The 20,611-nt window shown below is 66.4% G+C and carries 2 protein-coding genes (1 of these 2 cut by a window edge); both read left to right on the top strand.

The features are described from left to right. Positions 1–9,229, top strand: the end of a protein-coding gene (locus HU750_RS03870) for a non-ribosomal peptide synthase/polyketide synthase (protein ID WP_186676917.1). The gene continues 13,103 nt to the left of window position 1, outside the view; only the last 9,229 of its 22,332 coding nucleotides appear in the window; its start codon lies off the left edge, out of view; it ends in the stop codon at positions 9,227–9,229. Beyond that, positions 9,226–20,550, top strand: coding sequence for a non-ribosomal peptide synthetase (locus HU750_RS03875; RefSeq protein ID WP_186676920.1), 11,325 nt, complete (start codon positions 9,226–9,228; stop codon positions 20,548–20,550). The genes HU750_RS03870 and HU750_RS03875 overlap by 4 nt, the downstream gene beginning before the upstream one ends. Positions 20,551–20,611 lie beyond the last annotated feature (61 nt).

A 20,611-nucleotide genomic window follows, 5' to 3' on the forward strand; every position in this document is an offset into this window, starting at 1 on the left:
CCAGGTCATCGCCCGTCACGACATCCTGCGCACCAGCATCCACTGGCAGGGGCTGGAGGAGCCCGTGCAGGTCGTCTGGCGCACTGTGCCGGCAGTCGGCGCAGCCGTGCGCGGTGATGAAAGCAGCACCACGCTCGACTTGAACAAGGCCCCCTTGATCCGCCTGCTCCCTAGCCACGGCGAGGGGCGCGTGGAAGCCACGCTGCTGATCCACCACATCATCCTCGACCACGCAGCCGTCGAACAGCTGGTGGCCGAGATCACCGCTGTGCTGCAAGGCCAGGCCCTGTCGCAGGCCAGCGTGCCCTACCGCAACTATGTGGCGCAGGCACGGCTGGGCGCCGATAGCCAGGCTGACGAGGCACTGTTCCGCGAGCTGCTGGGCGACATCGACGAACCCACCACGGTATTCGGCCTACGCGATGCGCTCAGTGACGGCAGCCGTGTGTTGGACAGCCGTCTGGCCCTGGACACGGCGCTGGCCGGCCGTTTGCGCGAGCAGGCCCGCCTGCTTGGCATCAGCGTCGCCAGCCTGGTGCACCAGGCCTGGGGGCAGGTGCTGGCGCAACTGTCAGGGCGCGAGGAAGTGGTGTTCGGCACGGTGTTGCTCGGTCGCCTGCAAGGCGGCGAGGGGGCTGAACGGGCCCTGGGCATGTTCATCAACACCTTGCCGCTGCGGGTGAGCGTGGGTGCCACGGCGGTGGCCGAGGGCGTACGCCTGACCCACCAACGGCTGGCCCGCCTGCTGGCCCATGAGCAAGCCTCGCTGGCGTTGGCTCAGCGTTGCAGTGCAGTCCCGGCGTCTCAGGCGCTGTTCACCAGCCTGCTCAACTTCCGCCACAGTGCACCGGCCAAGGCCGAGCTGCGCCAGGCTTGGCAGGGTATCGAGCAACTGGCCGCGCATGAGCGCAGCAACTACCCATTGGTGGTCAACGTCGACGATGTGGGCGACGCCTTTGTGCTGACCGTGCAAGCGGTGCCGGAGGTCGATGGCGCGCAGGTCTGCCGCCTGCTCAGCACCGCCCTTGAGCAACTGGCCCAAGCCCTTGCGCAGGCGCCGACCACGGCCCTGCACAAGGTGAGCCAACTGGCAGTTGACGAGCGCGAACTGGTGTTGCAAGGCTTCAATGCCACCCGCCGCGATTACCCACGGGAACATGCGCTGCACACCCTGTTTGGCACCTATGCCGCGCTCAGCCCGGCTGCACCGGCGGTGGTTCACGGTGGCCGGCAGTGGAGCTATGAGCAGCTCGAACAGCACGCCAACCGCCTGGCTCACCACCTGCTCGCCCTGGGCGTGCGCCCTGGCGATCGTGTGGCCCTGCTGCTGCCCCGCAGCATCGAGTTGCTGGCTGCGCAACTGGCGGCGAGCAAATGCGCGGCGGTCTTCGTGCCGCTGGACAGCAACGCGCCTGCCGAGCGCCAGGCCTTCATGATCGAAGACAGCCAGGCGCGTGTCTTGCTCACCTTCAGCAGCGAACAGCGGGTAGGCAATGCCCTGCGCGTCGAGCTGGACCGCCTCGACCTCACCGGGTACGCGCAGCAGTCGCCGGGCCTGGCGGTAGCTGCCGAAAGCGCCGCCTACATCATGTACACCTCCGGCTCTACCGGCACCCCTAAGGGCGTGCAAGTGCCGCACCGGGCCATCGTGCGCCTGGTGATCAATAACGGCTTTGCCGAATTCACCTGCCAGGACCGTGTCGCGTTCGCCTCCAACCCTGCGTTCGACGCCAGTACCTTGGAAGTCTGGGCACCGCTGCTCAACGGCGGCACGGTGGTCGTCATCGACCAGGACCAGGTGCTGTCGCGTCAGGCATTGCGTGAGGTGTTGCTGGCGCAGCGCGTCAGCGTGCTGTGGCTGACTGCCGGCCTGTTCCATCAGTTTGCCGATGACCTGCTGCCGGCATTCGCCAAGCTTCGCTACCTGATGCTGGGCGGCGATGTGCTGGACCCGGCCATCGTCGGCCGGGTGCTGCGCGAAGGCGCCCCACAACACCTGCTCAATGGCTATGGCCCGACTGAAGCTACCACCTTCAGCACCACCCACCTCATCGCCACGGTCGGCGAGGGCAGCATCCCGATTGGCAGGCCGATCGGCAATGCCCGTTGCTATGTGCTCGACGCCCGTCAGCAGCCGTTGCCGGTTGGCGCGGTCGGTGAGCTGTACATCGGCGGCGCTGGCGTCGCCTTGGGGTACCTCGGCCAGCCGGCTCTTACCGCTGAGCGCTTCCTCGACGACCCGTTCAGCCGTGAGCCGGGTGCGCGCATGTACCGCAGTGGCGACCTGGCCTGCTGGCAGGCTGATGGCACCTTGCGTTACCTGGGCCGTGCCGACCAGCAGATCAAGCTGCGAGGCTTCCGCATCGAGCTGGGTGAAATCGAAGCGCGCCTGGGCGCGTGTGCCGGTGTGCGTGACACGGCCGTGGTGGTGCGTGAGGACGTGCCCGGTGACAAGCGCCTGGTGGCCTATTTCACCGCCAACAACCCGGCCCCTGGCATTGCCGAACTGCACCAACAGCTGCAAGGCCAGTTGCCGGACTACATGCTGCCAGCGGCCTACGTGTGCCTGGATGAATTGCCGCTGACCGCCAACGGCAAGCTTGACCGCCGTGCCTTGCCGCAACCCGGCAGCGAGGCAGTACTCAGCCGCGCCTTCGAGGCGCCACAGGGTGAGGTCGAAACCACCCTGGCGGCGATCTGGGCCGACCTGCTCAAGGTCGCGCAGGTTGGGCGCCACGACCACTTCTTCGAGCTGGGCGGCCATTCGCTGCTGGCCGTGACCCTGGTTGAGCGCATGCGCAAGGCCGGCCTCAGCGCCGATGTGCGCGTGCTGTTTGCCCAGCCCACCCTGGCGGCGCTGGCCGCCGCCGTGGGCAGCGGTCGCGAGGTGCAGGTGCCCGCCAACCGTGTGCCACACACGGCCCGCCACATCACCCCGGACATGCTCAGCCTGATCGAGCTCGACCAGGCCAGTATCGACCGTATCGTCGCCACGGTGCCGGGTGGCGCCGCCAATGTGCAGGAAATCTACCCGCTGGCCCCGCTGCAGGAGGGCATCCTGTACCACCACTTGAGCGCCGCACAGGGCGACCCGTACCTGCTGCAGTCGCGCCTGGCCTTCGACAGCCTGGCGCACTTGCAGCGCTGGGCGGGCGCCTTGCAGCAGGTCATCGACCGGCACGACATTCTGCGCACCGCAGTGGTCAGCGAAGGGCTTGCGCACGCAGTACAAGTGGTTTGGCGGGAAGCGCGGATGCAGGTGAGCGCAATCGAAGGCCTGGCTACTGGGTCGGTGATCGATGCCTTGCAGGCCCGCTTCGACGCCCGTCACCAGCGCCTCGACCTGTCGCGGGCACCCTTGCTGCGCCTGCTGCATGCCGATGACCCGGCCAACCAGCGCGTGGTGGCGATTCTGCAATTCCATCACCTGGCCCTGGACCATACCGCCATGGAAGTCATCGCCAGCGAGATGCAGGTGTTGCTGGCGGGCCAGGGCGAACGCTTGCCGGCGCCAGTGCCTTATCGCACCTATGTTGCCCAAGCCCGCCTTGGGGCCGACGATGCCAGCCATGAAGCGTTCTTCCGCGAGATGCTGGGGGACCTTGATACCCCGACCTTGCCGTTTGGCCTGAGCGACGTACAGGGTGACGGCCACGCTATCGAAGAAGCCCACCTGGTCATCGACGCCAGCGTGGCGCGCGGCTTGCGCGAACAGGCTCGGCAGCTGGGCGTGAGTGCCGCGAGCCTGGCGCACCTGGCCTGGGCACGGGTGCTGGGTGTGCTCGCCAACCGCACCGATGTCGTGTTTGGCACCGTGCTGATGGGGCGCTTGCAGGGCGGTGAAGGGGCCGACCGGGCGTTGGGCGTGTTCATCAACACCTTGCCGCTGCGCATCGACTTGACTGCACCGGTGGCGCAGGCGGTGCGCGCCACCCATCAGCGGCTCTCGGCGCTGTTGGCGCACGAGCATGCCTCGCTAGCGTTGGCCCAGCGCTGCAGTGGCGTGGCCGCGTCCACACCGTTGTTCAGCGCCTTGTTCAACTACCGCCACAGCACGGCAGGGGTGCCTGCCGACGGCGATACCCACAGCCAGGGTGTTCGCCTGCTGGGCGGTGAGGAGCGCAGCAACTACCCGCTGACCCTGAGTGTCGACGACCTGGGCGAAGGCTTTGCCTTGAGTGTGCTGGCCCAGGCAGGCATTGGCGCCGAGCGGGTCGCTGGCTGGATGAACCAGGCCCTGGTGGAACTGCTGCAGGCGCTGACGCAGTCTGCGGCCAAGCCGGTCGAGGCATTGTCGATCCTGGACCCGGTGGCCCGGCAGCAGGTGCTGGAAGCGTTCAATGCCACCGCACGCGACTACCCGAAAGGGCAGGCCGTGCACGCCCTGGTCGAGGCCCAGGCGGCCCGCGCACCGCAAGCGGCAGCACTGGTGCAGGATGGCCAGGTACTGAGCTACGGCGAGCTTAATCGCTGCGCCAACCGCCTGGCGCATCACCTGATCAGCCGCGGGGTGAAGGTCGGCGACCGGGTGGCATTGTGCTTGCCGCGCACCCTGGAGCGCCTGGTCGGCCTGTTGGCCATTCTCAAGGCCGGTGCGGCCTATGTGCCGATCGACCCGGCCTACCCAGGCGAACGCATCGCCTACCTGCTTGAAGACAGCACGCCGGCATTGGTGCTGGTCGATGCGGCCACCCTGGCGCTGGTGGGGGACACCCCACGTGTCGAGCTGCACCGCGATGCCTGGCAGGGCGCAGCCGACAGCAACCCCTGCGTGGCAGGCCTGGATGATCGCCAACTGGCGTATGTGATCTACACCTCCGGCTCTACCGGCCAGCCGAAAGGGGTGATGGTCGAGCATGCGACCCTGGTCAACCTGGTGCACTGGCACTGTGAGGCCTTTGCCTTGAAAGCCGGCAGCCATACCAGCACGGTGGCCGGTTTTGGCTTCGATGCGGTGGCCTGGGAGGTGTGGCCGGCGCTGTGCACGGGGGCCGTGCTGCACGTACCGCCCGCACGCATTGCCGGTGAGCACGTCGACGAATTGCTCGACTGGTGGCTGGAGCAGCCGCTGGCTGTCAGCTTCCTGCCCACACCCGTGGCCGAACAGGCGCTGCGCCGCGAGCGTCAGCACCCGACCTTGCGCACGCTGCTGGTCGGCGGCGATCGCCTGCGCCAGTTCGAGCGCGACCCAGGTTTTGCCCTGGTCAACAACTATGGCCCGACCGAAGCCACCGTAGTGGCCACGTCCGGGCAACTGCTACCCGAAGGGGCGCTGCATATCGGTAAGCCTATCGCCAACACCCAGGTGTATGTGCTCGACGAGCGCCGCCAGCCGGTGCCGGTGGGCGCCGTGGGTGAGTTGTACATTGGCGGCGCTGGGGTGGCCCGCGGTTACTTCAATCGCCCGGCACTGACCGAGGAGCGCTTCATTGCCGACCCGTTCACCGCCCAACCCCATGCGCGGCTGTACCGCACAGGTGACCTGGTGCGCTGGAGCGCTGACGGCACCTTGGATTACCTGGGCCGTAACGACGACCAGGTGAAGATCCGCGGCGTACGGGTGGAGCTTGGCGAAATCGAAAGCGTACTTGCCGCGCAGCCTGGTATCGGCGATGCGGTGGTGCTGGTGCGTGGCGAGCGGCTGCTGGCCTGGTTCACTGAAACCACACCGGTGGCGGTGGACACACTGCGCCAAGCTTTGCAGGCAAGCCTGCCCGCACACCTGGTGCCGTTGGCCTTCACCTGCCTGCCAGCACTGCCGTTGACCAGCCATGGCAAGCTCGACCGCAAGGCGTTGCCCGATCCGGATCCGGCGCTGCTTGCAGGCCAGGCCTATGTCGCCCCGCAGGGCGAAGTGGAAATGGCCCTGGCAGCGGTGTGGGCTGACATGCTGGGCGTTGAGCGAGTGGGCCGCCACGATAACTTCTTCGAGCTGGGTGGCCATTCGTTGCTGGCGGTGAACCTGACCGCGCGCTTGCGCCGCGAGGGCGTGCAGGTGGATGTGCGTACGCTGTTTGGCCAGCCGACGGTGGCGGCACTGGCGACGACCCTGGGCCAGGTGCAACAGGTGCAGGTGCCGGACAACCTGATCCCGGCCGGCTGCCCGCACATCACCCCCGGCATGCTGCCGCTGGTGGCGCTGGAGCAGGCGGCCATCGACCGTATCGTTGCCCAGGTACCCGGCGGTGCCCGCAATGTGCAGGACATCTACCCGCTGGCACCCTTGCAGGAGGGCATCCTGTACCACCACCTCAGCGCGCAGGGGCACGACCCTTATGTGCTGCAGTCGCGCTTCGGGTTCGCCAGCCGCGAACACTTGAACAACTTCACGGCAGCATTGGACAAGGTCATCGCCCGCCACGACGTGCTGCGCACAGCGGTGCTCTGGGAAGGCCTACCGCAGCCGGTGCAGGTGGTCTGGCGGCAGGCGCCGTTGTCGGTCATGGCGCGTGGTCGCGACAGCGAGGCAATGCTTGACCTGAGCAAGGCACCGCTGATCCGTCTGCTGTACACGCAGCAGCCGGGCGCGGCCCGCATCGAAGCCACCTTGCAGTTCCACCACATCGTGCTCGACCACACGGCCATGGAAGTGGTCGGCGAGGAGCTGATCGGTTATCTGCAGGGTGCGGCCGAGCCGGCCCAGGCACCGGTGCCGTACCGCAACTACGTGGCCCAGGCGCGCCTGGGTATCAGCCAGGCGGAGCATGAAGCGTTTTTCCGCGGGCAACTGGCGGATATCGACGCGCCAACGCTGCCGTTCGGCCTTAGCGATGTGCAGGGTGACGGTCGTGACATCGAGGAGGCCCAGCTGTGGCTGCGTGACGACCTGGCACAAAGGCTGCGCCAGCAAGGCCGGCAATTGGGTATCAGCGTCGCCAGCCTGTTCCACCTGGCCTGGGCGCGCCTGCTGGCGGCCGCCAGTGGCCAGGACAGCGTGGTGTTCGGCACCGTACTGCTGGGCCGCCTGCAAGGCGGTGAAGGCGCCGAGCGGGCGTTGGGCATGTTCATCAACACCTTGCCGCTGCGGGTCGACCTGGGCGGTATCAGCCTGCATGAAGGGGCCCATGCTACTCATCAGCGCCTCAGTGCCTTGCTGGCCCACGAGCATGCATCGCTGGCCTTGGCCCAGCGCTGCAGTGGCGTGGCTGCGCCCTTGCCGTTGTTCAGCGCCATGCTCAACTACCGGCACAGCACGCAGGTCACTGACAGCCAGCGGCAGGCGACGCAAGGTATCGACAACCTAGAAAGCCAGGAACGCAGCAACTACCCGCTGGGCTTGAACGTGGATGACCTGGGGGAGGGCTTCCGCCTGGTTGCCATGACCCCGGCCGACGTAGGCGCGGCGCGTATCTGTGGGCAGATGAACCAGGTGTTGGAGGCCATGGTCGAGGCGCTGGAGCAGACGCCGGAACTGCCGGTGCAGCGCTTGCCGGTGCTGGAAGCGCAGGAACGTGAACGTGTGCTGCTGGGCTTCAACGACACGGCGGTGGATTATGACCTTGAGCAGACCCTGCACGGGATGATCGAGGCGCAGGTGTTGCGTAAGCCGGATGCGGTCGCGGTTAAAGCCGAAGAAGGCATACTGAGCTATCGCCAGCTGAATGAGCAGGCCAACCGCCTTGCGCATCACCTGATTGAGCTCGGTGTTAAACCTGATGATCGGGTGGCGATCTGCGTCGAACGTGGGCTGTCGATGGTGGTTGGCCTGCTGGCCATCCTCAAGGCCGGCGGCGCGTATGTGCCGGTTGACCCCGATTACCCAGCTGAGCGCGTGCGGCATATGCTGAGCGACAGCGCGCCGGTGGCGGTGCTGGTGCACAGTGCTACGCGGCACGTACCGGATTCGGCCCAGGTTATCGACCTGGATCAGCCGACCTGGAACGCCCTGCCGTCCAGCAACCCAGTTGCAACCGGCTTGACCCCGCGTCACCTGGCTTACGTGATCTACACCTCAGGCTCCACCGGCTTGCCGAAGGGTGTGATGAACGAGCATGTCGGCGTGGTCAACCGTCTGTTGTGGATGCAAGACGCGTACAACCTCGGTGCAGACGACGTGGTCTTGCAGAAGACCCCGTTCAGCTTCGACGTATCGGTATGGGAATTCCTCTGGCCGCTGCAAACCGGCGCACGTCTGGTCATGGCGCGCCCCGGTGGCCATCGTGATCCGGAGTACCTGCGTCAAGTGATCCGCAGCGAAAACGTCACGACCTTGCACTTCGTGCCTTCGATGCTGGATGTATTCCTGGCCCATGGTGACGTCTCGGCGGCTTCGTTGAAGCGCGTCCTGTGCAGCGGCGAAGCCTTGCCGGGCGGCCTGGTCCGACGCTTCCACGCGCAATTACCAACCGTTGAATTGCACAACCTGTACGGCCCGACCGAAGCTGCGGTGGACGTGAGCGCCTGGCACTGCGTGACGGCGCCGGACAACACCCCCATCGGCAAACCGATCGCCAACACCACGCTGTACGTACTCGACAGCCAAGGCCAGCCGGTCCCGCAAGGCGTGGCCGGCGAACTGTTCATCGGCGGCGTGCAAGTCGCCCGAGGCTACCTGAACCGCACCGAACTGACCGCCGAACGCTTCATCGACGATCCGTTCAGCACCCGCCCTGGTGCACGCCTGTACCGCACCGGCGACCTGGCGCGGCACCTGGCCGATGGCAACATCGAATACCTGGGCCGCAACGATGACCAGGTGAAGCTGCGCGGCCTACGCATCGAGCTGGGTGAAATCCAGGCTGGCCTGACGGCCATCGAAGGCGTGAAAGAAGCCGTCGTGGTCGCCCGCGACCAGCGTCTGGTGGCGTATTACACCGGTGAGCAGCAGGCCGCAGACGTTCTGCGCACGGCATTGCTGGCCCACCTGCCGGAGTTCATGGTGCCCGCGCTGTTCCTGCACCTGGACGCATTGCCCCTGAGCCCCAACGGCAAACTCGACCGCAAGGCTTTGCCACTGCCGGACACCGAAGCCCTGCAAAACCGTGCGTACGAAGCCCCAGAAGGCGAAACCGAAACCCTGCTGGCAACGATCTGGGCCGAGCTGCTGGGCGTTGAGCGGGTAGGGCGGCATGACAACTTCTTCGAACTGGGCGGCCATTCGCTGCTGGCGGTGACCCTCACCTCCCGCCTGCGTGATCAAGGCCTGGAAGCCGACGTGCGCGCCCTGTTCGACCAACCGACCTTGGCGGGCTACGCAGCCATCACAGACAGAATGGAGATCGTCCTGTGAGCATCAACCAACTACTGGCAACACTGACGGCCAAAAACGTGCAGCTGGCGTTGAAGGACGGGCAACTGGCCGTCCAGGGCAACCGCCAGGCCCTGACCGACCCCGCGTTGGTGGCGCAACTGCGTGAACACAAGCCAACGCTGGTGGCGATGATCGAGCGCGGCGAGTACGTGGCCGTGAAACAGGGCGCGGTACACGTGCCGTCCAACCTCATCGAGCCGGGCTGCACGCGCATTACGCCGCAGCACCTCAACCTGATCGACCTCGACCAGGGCACCCTTGACCGCATCGTCGCCTGCATCCCCGGCGGCGCGGCTAACGTGCAAGACATCTACCCACTGGCACCGCTGCAGCAGGGCATGCTGTTCCACCACGCCAGTGCCACCGACAGCGACCCGTACGTGATGCAGGCGCGTTTCGTGTTTGCCAGCGAGGCCCGCTTGCAGGCGTTTGCCGATGCGCTCCGTGGCGTGATTGCCCGCCATGACATCCTGCGCACCTCGGTGCACTGGGAAGGGCTCGAAACGCCGGTGCAGGTGGTCTGGCGCCACGCTGACCTGCAGGTGGCGACGTTACCCGATAACGACCCCACGCGCGGCAGGCTCGACCTGACCCAGGCACCGCTAATCCGCCTGCTGCGCGAGGCCGAGCAGGCCGATGGCGCACTGACCGCCACCCTGCAGTTCCACCATATCGCCATGGACCACAGTGCCTTGGAGGTGGTGCGTCACGAACTGATCGCGTTTCTGGCCGGCGAGGGTGATCGGCTGGGCACCCCGGTGCCGTTTCGCAATTATGTGGCACAAGCCGTGCTGGGTATCAGCGAGGCCGAACACGAGGCGTTTTTCCGCGACATGCTGGGGGGGATCGACGCGTCGACCCTGGCCTACGGCATCCAGGATGTGCAAGGCGTGGGTGAGGTGCACAACGAGCACGCGCTCGACCTGCCACTAGCGCTGTGCCAGCAGCTACGCAGCCAGGCGCGTAGCCTGGGCGTGAGCGTCGCCAGCCTCTTCCACCTGGCCTGGGGCCGCGTGCTGGGCGGGCTGACGGGGCGCGAGCAGGTGGTGTTCGGCACAGTGCTGATGGGGCGCTTGCAGGGCGCCGAAGCCACCGACCGGGCGCTGGGGATTTTCATCAACACCCTGCCGGTACGCGTTGACCTGGACAGCGCTGACTTGCCGACGGCGATCCGCGCCACCCACCAACGGCTGAGCGCATTGATGCGCCATGAACACGCGCCACTGGCCCTGGCCCAGCGGTGCAGCGGTGTGGCGGCGCCGGCGCCGCTGTTCAATGCCTTGCTCAACTACCGCCACAGCGCAGTGGACAGCACCCAGCCACGCCGTGCAGCCCTGGCCGGCATCGACATCGTCGAGTCTGCCGAGGCCACCAACTACCCCTTGACGCTCAGCGTCGACGACTTGGGCGAAGCATTTCGCCTGACCTTGCTGGCCAGCGCCGAAGTGCCGGCGCAGCGCGTCTGTGCTTACTTGCAGCAGACCCTCGAAAGCATGGTGCAGGCACCGCAGTCGTCGGTCCTGGCGCTGGCCATGCTCCCCGACAGCGAGCGCGAGGAACTGCTGGAAGCGTTCAACCATTATCCGGCCCCCTATGAGCGGCAACTGATCCTGCACCAGCGCATTGCACACCGCGCCGAGTTGCACCCTGACGCCGTCGCCGCCACCTGTGACGGCGCGCGCTTGAGTTACGCCGAGCTCAACCGCCAGGCCAATGCCCTGGCGCAGCACCTGATCAACCTGGGCGTGCGGCCTGACGACCGCGTCGCCGTGGTGGCGCGGCGCAGCCTTCAGACGCTGGTGGGCTTGTTGGCGGTACTCAAGGCCGGAGCCGGTTACGTGCCGGTAGACCCCGCCCACCCGGATGAGCGCGTGCACTACCTGCTGAATGACAGCGGCCCGGTAGCGGTGCTGACGCAGCAGGCGCTGCGTGAGCGCCTGGGGGCTGTCGCGGTGCCGGTGGTGCTGCTCGATCAGCCGCACTGGCCTGTATGTGAGAGCGACCCGGTTGTGCCGGGGCTGAGCGCGTGCCACCTGGCCTATGTGATCTACACCTCCGGTTCCACCGGGCAGCCCAAGGGCGTGATGGTCGAGCACCAGACCGTCAACAACCTGGTCGACTGGCACTGCCGCGCCTTCGACCTGTGCCATGGCCGGCACACTTCGAGCCTGGCCGGTTTTGGTTTCGACGCCATGGCCTGGGAAGTCTGGCCGGCGTTGTGTGCCGGGGCCACGTTGCACCTGGCGCCGGCGTCGGAGGGCAACGACGACCTGGATGCCATGCTTGCCTGGTGGCAGGTGCAGCCCCTGGACGTGAGCTTCTTGCCGACGCCGGTGGCCGAGTATGCCTTCAACCATCAGCTCGAACACCCGACCCTGCGCACCCTGTTGATCGGCGGTGACCGCCTGCGCCAGTTCAACCGCACCCAGCGCTTTGCCGTGGTCAACAACTACGGCCCGACCGAAACCACGGTGGTGGCCAGCTCCGGCGTGGTGGAAGCGGGCGGGGCGCTGCACATCGGTCGGCCGGTCGATAACGCCCGTCTGTACGTACTCGACCCACACCTGCAGCCTGTTGCGCTGGGTGTGCCAGGTGAGCTGTACATTGGTGGCGCCGGGGTTGCCCGAGGCTACCTGAACCGCCCGGCGCTCACCGCCGAGCGCTTCCTCGACGACCCCTTCGTCGCCCGTGGGCGCATGTACCGCACAGGCGACCTGGTGCGCTGGCTGGCGGACGGCACCCTGGACTACCTGGGGCGCAACGACGACCAAGTGAAGATCCGCGGCGTGCGCATCGAACTGGGCGAGATCGAAAGCCGGCTGAACGCCCTGGCTGGCATCGATGAAGCCGTGGTACTGGCCCGTGAGGACCAGCCCGGCCAACCGCGCCTGGTGGCCTACTTCACCGCCCAGGCAGGCGTCGAACCGCTCACCCCAGAAGGCCTACGCAGCCAATTGCAGGCGCACCTGCCGGAATACATGGTGCCGGTGGCCTATGTCGAGCTGCCGGCGTTGCCGCTGACGGCCAACGGCAAACTCGACCGCCGCGCTTTGCCACGCCCGGAGCGCTCGGCGCTGTTCGAGCAGGGCTACGAGGCCCCCGAAGGGGCGTTGGAGCAGGCGCTGGCAACGCTATGGGCCGAGTTGCTGCACGTTGAGCGAGTCGGCCGTCGCGACCATTTTTTCAGCTTGGGCGGGCATTCACTGCTGGCGATGCGCATGGTCTCCCAGGTGCGCCTGCGCCTGGGTGTCGAACTGAGCCTGGCCGACCTGTTCGCCAACCCCGAGCTGGCCGCCGTGGCCGAGGTACTGGCCCACGCCGGGCGCAGTGAGCTGCCGGCGATACGCCCAGTGCCGCGCGATGCGCCGCTGCCGATGTCGTTCGCCCAACAGCGGCTGTGGTTCCTGGCGCAAATGGAAGGCGGTAACCAGGCTTACAATGTGCCGCTGGCCCTGGGCCTGCGCGGGGCACTGGATGCCGATGCGCTGGAAGCAGCCTTGCTGGGCATCATCGAGCGCCACGAGACCTTGCGCAGCCGCTTCGTATCACGCGATGACAGTGCCGAGGTGGTGCTGGCCGCCACCGCGGGTGCCGATTGGTTCCAGCGTGAAGACCTGAGCGTCGATGCGCTGCCCGCCCGCTTGCATGAAGCGGCCAGTGCGCCTTTCGACCTGGCTCACGGGCCGCTGTTGCGAGCGCGTTTGCTGCGTCTAGGCGCAGAACACCATGTGCTGGCCCTGACCGTGCACCACATCGTTGCCGACGGCTGGTCGCTGGGCGTGCTGACCCGCGAACTAAGCGCGCTGTATACGGCCTGCTGCCAGGGCCAGGATAATCCGCTGCCGGCCCTGGACATCCAGTACGGCGACTATGCCGTGTGGCAGCGCCGCTGGTTGGTCGGCGCCCAGTTGCAGCGCCAGGCCGATTACTGGCGCCAGGCCCTGGACGGTGCACCCAGCCTGCTCAAGCTGCCCAGTGATCGCCCACGCCCCGAACGCCAGGACTTTGCCGGCGCAAGCCTGCCACTGCAGTTGCAGCCCCGCCTGGCGGCTGGCCTGCGCAGCCTGGCCCAGCGCCACGGGGTAACCCTGTACATGGCCGTGCTCAGTGCCTGGGCCGCCGTGTTGACGCGGCTGTCCGGCCAGGGCGAAATCGTCATCGGTTGCCCTGTGGCGGGCCGCGGCCGTGCCGAGCTGGAGCCGCTGGTGGGCCTGTTCGTCAATACCCTGGCCGTGCGCATCGACACGGCTGCCGCACCGACGGCGCAAACCCTGCTGGAGCAGGTCCGTACACGCGTGCTGGAGGCTCAGGCGCACCAAGACCTGCCATTCGAACAGGTGGTGGAAATCGTCCGCCCAGTGCGCAGCCTTGGCCACACCCCCTTGTTCCAGGCCACGCTCAACTGGCAGGCGATCGAAGGTGGCGCCTTGCAACTGCCGGGCCTGCGCCTGGAAGCCGTGGCCCAGGCTGGCCAGGTCGCCAAGTTCGACCTGACGCTCAACCTCGGCGAGTTCGGCGACACGCTGGCCGGCACCCTGGACTACGCCACCTCGCTGTTCGACGAAGCGACCGTGCGGCGCTATGTCGGCTACTTCGAGACCTTGCTCTGGGCCATGATCGGCGATGATCAACAGCCGCTGGCACAGGTGCCGTTGCTTGGCGACGCCGAGCGCCACACCCTGCTGCACAGTTTCAATGCCACGCAGCGCGATTACCCCCGTGACCTGGCCGTGCAGCAGCTGTTTGAGCAGCGCGTATCGCGCCATCCCCTGGCCGTGGCGGCAGTGCAGGGCGGCCAGGCGCTGTGCTACGGGGCACTTAACGAACGCGCCAACCGCCTGGCCCATTACCTGATGGGCGCAGGTGTGGCACCGGGTGCCTATGTGGCCGTGCTGCTGCCGCGCTCGTTGCACCTGCTGGTGGCGCAACTGGCTGTGCTCAAGTGTGGCGCGGTCTATGTACCGCTCGACATTCATGCCCCGACCGAGCGCCAGGCCTTCATGGTCGAGGATTGCCAGGCCACCGCGTTGCTGACGCTTGCTGGCACACCGGTTGAGTATGCGGTGCGGCGGGTCGACCTGGACCAACTGGTCCTCGATGACCAGCCTGGCCACAACCCTGGGGTGGCCCAGGACGCTGGCAGTGCGGCCTATGTGATGTACACCTCTGGCACCACAGGCAAACCCAAGGGCGTGTGCGTGCCGCACCGGGGTATTGCGCGGTTGGTGCTGAACGAGCGGTATGCCGGGTTGCTGGCCAGCGACCGCATCGCTTTCGCTTCCAACCCGGCGTTCGATGCCAGCACCCTGGAAGTGTGGGGCGCGTTGCTCAATGGCGGGCAGGTGCGAGTGATCGACCACCGCACGCTGGTCGACCCAGCGCTTTTCGCGAAGGCGCTGGCGGAGCAGGGCATCACCGTTCTGTTCTTGACCACGGCGTTGTTCAACCAGTACGTGCAGTTGATCCCCGAGGCCCTGGCCGCGCTGCGCGTGCTGATCAGCGGCGGTGAGCGTGCCGAACCTGCAGCCTTCCGCACGCTGCTGCACAAAGCACCTGGGCTGCGCCTGCTCAATGGCTACGGGCCCACCGAAACCACCACGTTCGCAGTGACCTGCGAAGTGCGTGAATTGGCGCCCGACGCAGCCCAAGTGCCGATTGGCCGGCCGATCGGCAATACCCAGGTGTATGTGCTGGACGCCTGGCAACAGCCCGTGCCGCAAGGCGTGGTCGGTGAACTGTATATCGGCGGCGACGGCGTGGCGCTGGGTTACCTGAACCGCCCAGAACTGACGGCGCAGCGGTTTATCGATGACCCGTTCAGCCCGCAGCCGGGCGCTCGGCTGTACCGCACCGGCGACCTGGTGCGCTGGCAGGCCGACGGCCAACTGGAGTGCCTGGGGCGCAATGACGACCAGGTCAAGATTCGCGGTTACCGGATCGAGCTGGGCGAAATCGAGCAACAGTTGGCACTGGCACCGGGTGTCGGTGAAGTCGTGGTGATGGCTGTGCCGAACGAGCAGGGCCCACTGCGGCTGGTGGCCTGGTTTACCCGGCACGAGGCCCCAGTGGAGGCCGCTGACCTGCGTGCCTTCTTGCGTGGGCGCTTGCCGGATTACATGGTGCCTACCGCTTTTGTGGCATTGCCGCGGATGCCACTGAACAACAATGGCAAGGTTGATCGCCAGGCCTTGCCGGCGCCGGCACCACAGGACCTGGCGGTGACAGCGTACGAAGCACCGGAAGGCGAGCGCGAGCAGGCGCTGGCCACGTTGTGGGGCGAACTGCTGCACCTGGAACGCGTCGGGCGACACGACCGCTTCTTCGAATTGGGCGGCCATTCACTGCTGGCGATGCGCATGCTGGCCCAAGTTCGCCAACGCCTGGGGCTGGAGCTGGCATTGGGCGACCTGTTTGCCGATGACAGCCTGGCAGCGGTGGCCGCCTGCCTTGCGCGTGACGGCGACACCTTGCCGGCTATCCAGCCGGGCCCGCGTGACGGTGCTTTACCGCTTTCGTTCGCCCAGCAGCGGCTGTGGTTTCTGGCGCAGATGGAGGAGGCCAGCGCGGCCTATCACATTCCCCTGGCCCTGCGCCTGGAGGGCCGTTTGGACTCTGGGGCGCTGGAGCGCGCGTTAAGGCGTCTGGTCGAGCGCCATGAAAGCCTGCGCAGCCATTTTGTCGAACAGGAAGGCGAGCCGCAGGTGGTGCTGGCAACCGGTAGCGAAGGCTTCCTGTTTGGCCGGGACCTTTGCCAGGGCCTGGATGAAGCCGCCATTGCGGCGCTGATCCGCCAGGAGGCGAGCCAACCCTTCGTGCTTAGCCGCGACCTGCCGGTGCGTGGGCGCCTGCTGCAGCTGGCCGAGGACCACCACCTGCTACTGCTGACCTTGCACCACCTGGTGGCCGACGGTTGGTCGCTGGGGGTGTTGGTGCGCGAGCTTGGCGAGTTGTACCAAGCCTTCAGTTGCGGTGGCGACGACCCCTTGCCGGCCTTGCCCGTGCAGTACATCGACTATGCCTTGTGGCAGCGGCGCTGGCTGAGCGGCGATGCGCTGCGCCAACAGGCGGATTACTGGGTTGGCCAGCTGGCCGGGGCACCGGCGCTGCTCAGCTTGCCTTGGGATCACCCACGGCCAGAGCGTCAGCAGTATGCCGGTGACAGCGTCGCGCTGAGCCTGGACCCGCGCCTGAGTGCCGAGCTCAAAGCCGTGTGCCGGCGCCATGGCGTCACGCCTTACATGCTGTTCATGGCGGCTTGGGCAGTGCTGTTGAGCCGGCTTGCCGGCCAGGATGAAGTGGTGATCGGCTCGCCGGTAGCCAACCGCAGGCAGGCTGAAGTGGATGGCCTGGTCGGCATGTTCGTCAATGCCATGGCGTTGCGCGTGGACACCTCGGGGGCACCGGATGTGGCCACGCTGCTGGCCCGGGTAAAGGCCGTGGTGCTGGGCGGGCAGGCGCATCAGGACTTGCCGTTCGAGCAGGTGGTCGAGTTGCTGCGCCCGCGCCGAAGCCTTGCGCATACGCCGCTGTACCAGGCCACCCTGGACTGGGACGCCAGCCCGGAGCGCCAGGCGCTGCAATTGGCCGACCTGTCGGTGAGCGCAGTGAGTGGGCCTGCGTGCATTGCCAAGTTCGACCTGAGCCTGAGCCTGGGTGAGCGCCCCGAAGGTTTTGCCGGCGGTATCGTGTTTGCCACAGCCCTGTTCGAACGCTCGACCATCGCGCGTTATGCGGGGTATTTCGAACAACTGCTGTGGGCCTTCGGGGAGAGCGATCGGGCCATTCCGGGCCATGTCGGTTTGCCGGATGCCGATGAGCGCAAGCGGTTGCTGCAGGGCTTTAACGACACGGCGGTGGATTATGACCTTGAGCAGACCCTGCACGGGATGATCGAGGCGCAGGTGTTGCGTACGCCGGATGCGATCGCGATTAAAGCCGAAGAAGGGGTACTGAGCTATTGCCAGCTGAATGAGCAGGCCAACCGATTAGCGCACCAGCTGATTGAACTGGGTGTAAAACCTGATGATCGGGTAGCGATCTGCGTTGAACGTGAGCTGTCGATGGTGGTTGGCCTGCTGGCCATCCTCAAGGCCGGCGGCGCATATGTGCCGGTTGACCCCGATTACCCAGCGGAGCGCGTACGGCATATGCTGAGTGACAGCGCGCCGGTGGCGGTGCTGGTGCATAGCGCTACGCGGCACGTACCGGATTCGGCCCAGGTTATCGATCTCGATCAGCCGACCTGGAAAGCCCAGCCGTGCAGCAACCCAGTTGTCACCAACTTGACCCCGCGTCACCTTGCTTACGTGATCTACACCTCAGGTTCCACCGGCTTGCCGAAGGGTGTGATGAACGAGCATGCCGGCGTGGTCAATCGACTGCTTTGGATGCAAGACGCCTATAACCTCGGCGCTGAAGACGTGGTCTTGCAGAAGACTCCATTCAGCTTCGACGTGTCGGTATGGGAATTCCTCTGGCCGCTGCAAACCGGCGCACGTCTGGTCATGGCGCGTCCTGGTGGCCATCGCGATCCGGAGTACCTGCGTCAGGTGATCCGTAGCGAAAACGTCACGACCTTGCACTTCGTGCCCTCGATGCTGGATGTGTTCCTGGCCCATGGGGACGCCTCGGCCGAAGGCCTCAAACGCGTCCTGTGCAGCGGCGAGGCCTTGCCGGGCAGCCTGGTCCGACGCTTCCACGCGCAATTGCCAACCGTTGAACTGCACAACCTGTACGGCCCGACTGAAGCAGCGGTGGACGTGAGCGCCTGGCACTGCGTGACGGCACCGGACAACACCCCCATCGGCAAACCGATCGCCAACACCACGCTGTACGTACTCGACAGCCAAGGACAGCTGGTCCCGCAAGGCGTGGCCGGCGAACTGTTCATCGGCGGCGTGCAAGTCGCTCGAGGCTACCTGAACCGCATCGAACTGACCGCCGAACGCTTCCTCGACGACCCGTTCAGCACCCGCCCTGGTGCACGCCTGTACCGCACCGGCGACCTGGCGCGGCACCTGGCCGATGGCAACATCGAGTACCTGGGCCGTAACGACGACCAGGTCAAAATCCACGGCTTGCGCATCGAACTGGGCGAAATCCAGGCCAGCCTGACGCGGATAGAGGGGGTCAAGGAGGCCGTGGTGATCGCTTATGAGCAGCAGTTACTCGCTTACTACACGGGCGAGTCGTTCCCTGTGGAGGCGCTGCGCTCGGCATTGCTCGGGCGCCTGCCGACCTTCATGGTGCCGGCGCTGTTCGTCCACCTGCAGGCACTGCCCCTGAGCCCCAACGGCAAGCTCGACCGCAAGGCTTTGCCATTACCGGATAGCGAGGCCCTGAAGAACCGCGAGTACCAAGCGCCAGAAGGTGAAACCGAAACCCTGTTGGCAACGATCTGGTCCGAACTGTTGGGCGTGGAGCGGGTAGGGCGGCACGACAACTTCTTCGAGCTGGGCGGCCACTCCCTGGCGGCAATCCGGCTGGTCGACAAGATGACCAAGGCGGGCCTGAAGGTGGCCATCAACGATGTGTTCCAGCACCCCAGCGTAGCGTTGCTGGCGGCCAGGCTCGGCAGCCCTGACGCTGCGCACCGCGGGGTGATCCGGGTGCGTGCAGGGGGTAGCCAGACGCCGCTGTTCCTGGTTCACGAATTCACCGGCCTGGATTTCTACTTCCCGGTGCTGGGCCAGCACCTACCCGGTGATTTCCCTCTCTATGGGCTGCCCGGCATCCCGGCCGATCAACCGCAGCCACAGACGCTCGAGTGCCTGGCCCGCTATCAGGTCGAACAAATGCGCAGCGTGCAGCCACAGGGGCCGTATCGCCTGGCAGGCTGGTCGTTTGGCGGGATAGTGGCCTTCGAAATGGCTAACCAATTGCTGGGTGTGGACGAGGAGGTCGAATTCCTCGGTTTGATCGACACCTATGTGCCGCGCCTGGCCGACCAGGGCAAGGCGCGCTGGGAGGGACCACGGGCACTCGAACGGCAGTTGCTGTTGAACTGCAGCACGTTCTGGCGCACGCAAGGCCCGGCAGGCGCCGACAAGCTGGCACGCCTGCAGCAATTGGAGGCCGGTCAGGCCGATTTTGCCACGCTGGTCGCCAGCTGCCGCGAGCACCAGTTGCTCTATGGGCTGTGGGCGAGCATGACCGACGCGCAACTGCTGCACTACTTCACCCGTGAACTGGCGCACGGCCATGCGCTGGCGCATTACCGCCCTTCACCGTTGAGCGTGCCGGTGCACCTGCTGCGCGCCGAACAGGGCAGTGACAGCCAGTCGACATTGGGCTGGCGCGAGACGCTGCCGTCCCAGGCCCTGGTGCTCCTGGGCGTGCCGGGGGACCACCGTAGCATGATGCAGGCGCCCCAGGTGGCCGCGCTCGGTCAGGCGCTTAGCCAGCTACTGGGCAGTGTGCCTAGCACGAACAGCACCAAGGCAGCGGCTTATCAGCCTTTGGTGGCGATCCAGACCGGTCAGCACGGGCATGCACCGTTGTTTTGCGTGCCGGGGGCTGGCGACAGCGTCACCAGTTTCATAGGCCTGGCCGAGGCCCTGGGCCCGGACTGGCCGCTTTACGGCCTTCAGGCGCGGGGGCTGGACGGCTGCTCGGTGCCGCACACTTCGGTGGAGGCTGCTGCCGATTGCCATGTGCAGGCCATCGAGGCGCTTTATCCGCAAGGGCCGCTGAACCTGGTCGGGCATTCGTTTGGCGGCTGGGTAGCACATGCCATGGCTGCCCGGTTCGAGGCCAAGGGCCGGCAGGTGCGTTCATTGACACTGATCGACAGCGAAGCGCCGGGTGAGGGCGGCACCTGTGGACAGCCCTACACCCTCGGCGAAGCCTTGCAGCGGCTGATCGAGGCGTTGCAGCTGTCCACCGGCAAAACCCTGGGTATTGACCCACGCGCCTTTGCCGAGGCCAGCGACGACCAGCAGTTGAGCCAGTTGCACGCGGCCATGGTGCGGGTCGGATTACTGCCGGCGCGGTCGCAGCCAGGGGCGCTGGACGGCACCGTACGGACCTTCGCCACGGCGTTGCGCACGGCCTACCGGCCAACGTTGAGCTACCACGGGCCGGTCGGCCTGGTACTGGTGGATGACCCGGGCCTGGATGCCTTGGGCAATGCCCGCGAGCATGCCGCCATGCAGGCCGGTTGGCAGCAACTGATGCCCACGCTTGCGCTGTGGCAGGGGCCGGGTGACCACTTCAGCATCCTCAAGGTGCCGGATGTGTTCAGCCTGGCGGCCTGGTGGCACGACGGGCAGGCGCTGCACCACGGCAAGGTTACCCCTTAAAGATGGGCCCTCCCGGCCCCACTGGGGCCGGGTCATGCGAACCCCGAGAGATAGTGAGTGT

Origin of the sequence: Pseudomonas sp. SWRI50, assembly GCF_014269095.1 — a bacterium.
GTDB classification, from domain to species: Bacteria; Pseudomonadota; Gammaproteobacteria; order Pseudomonadales; family Pseudomonadaceae; genus Aquipseudomonas; species Aquipseudomonas kermanshahensis.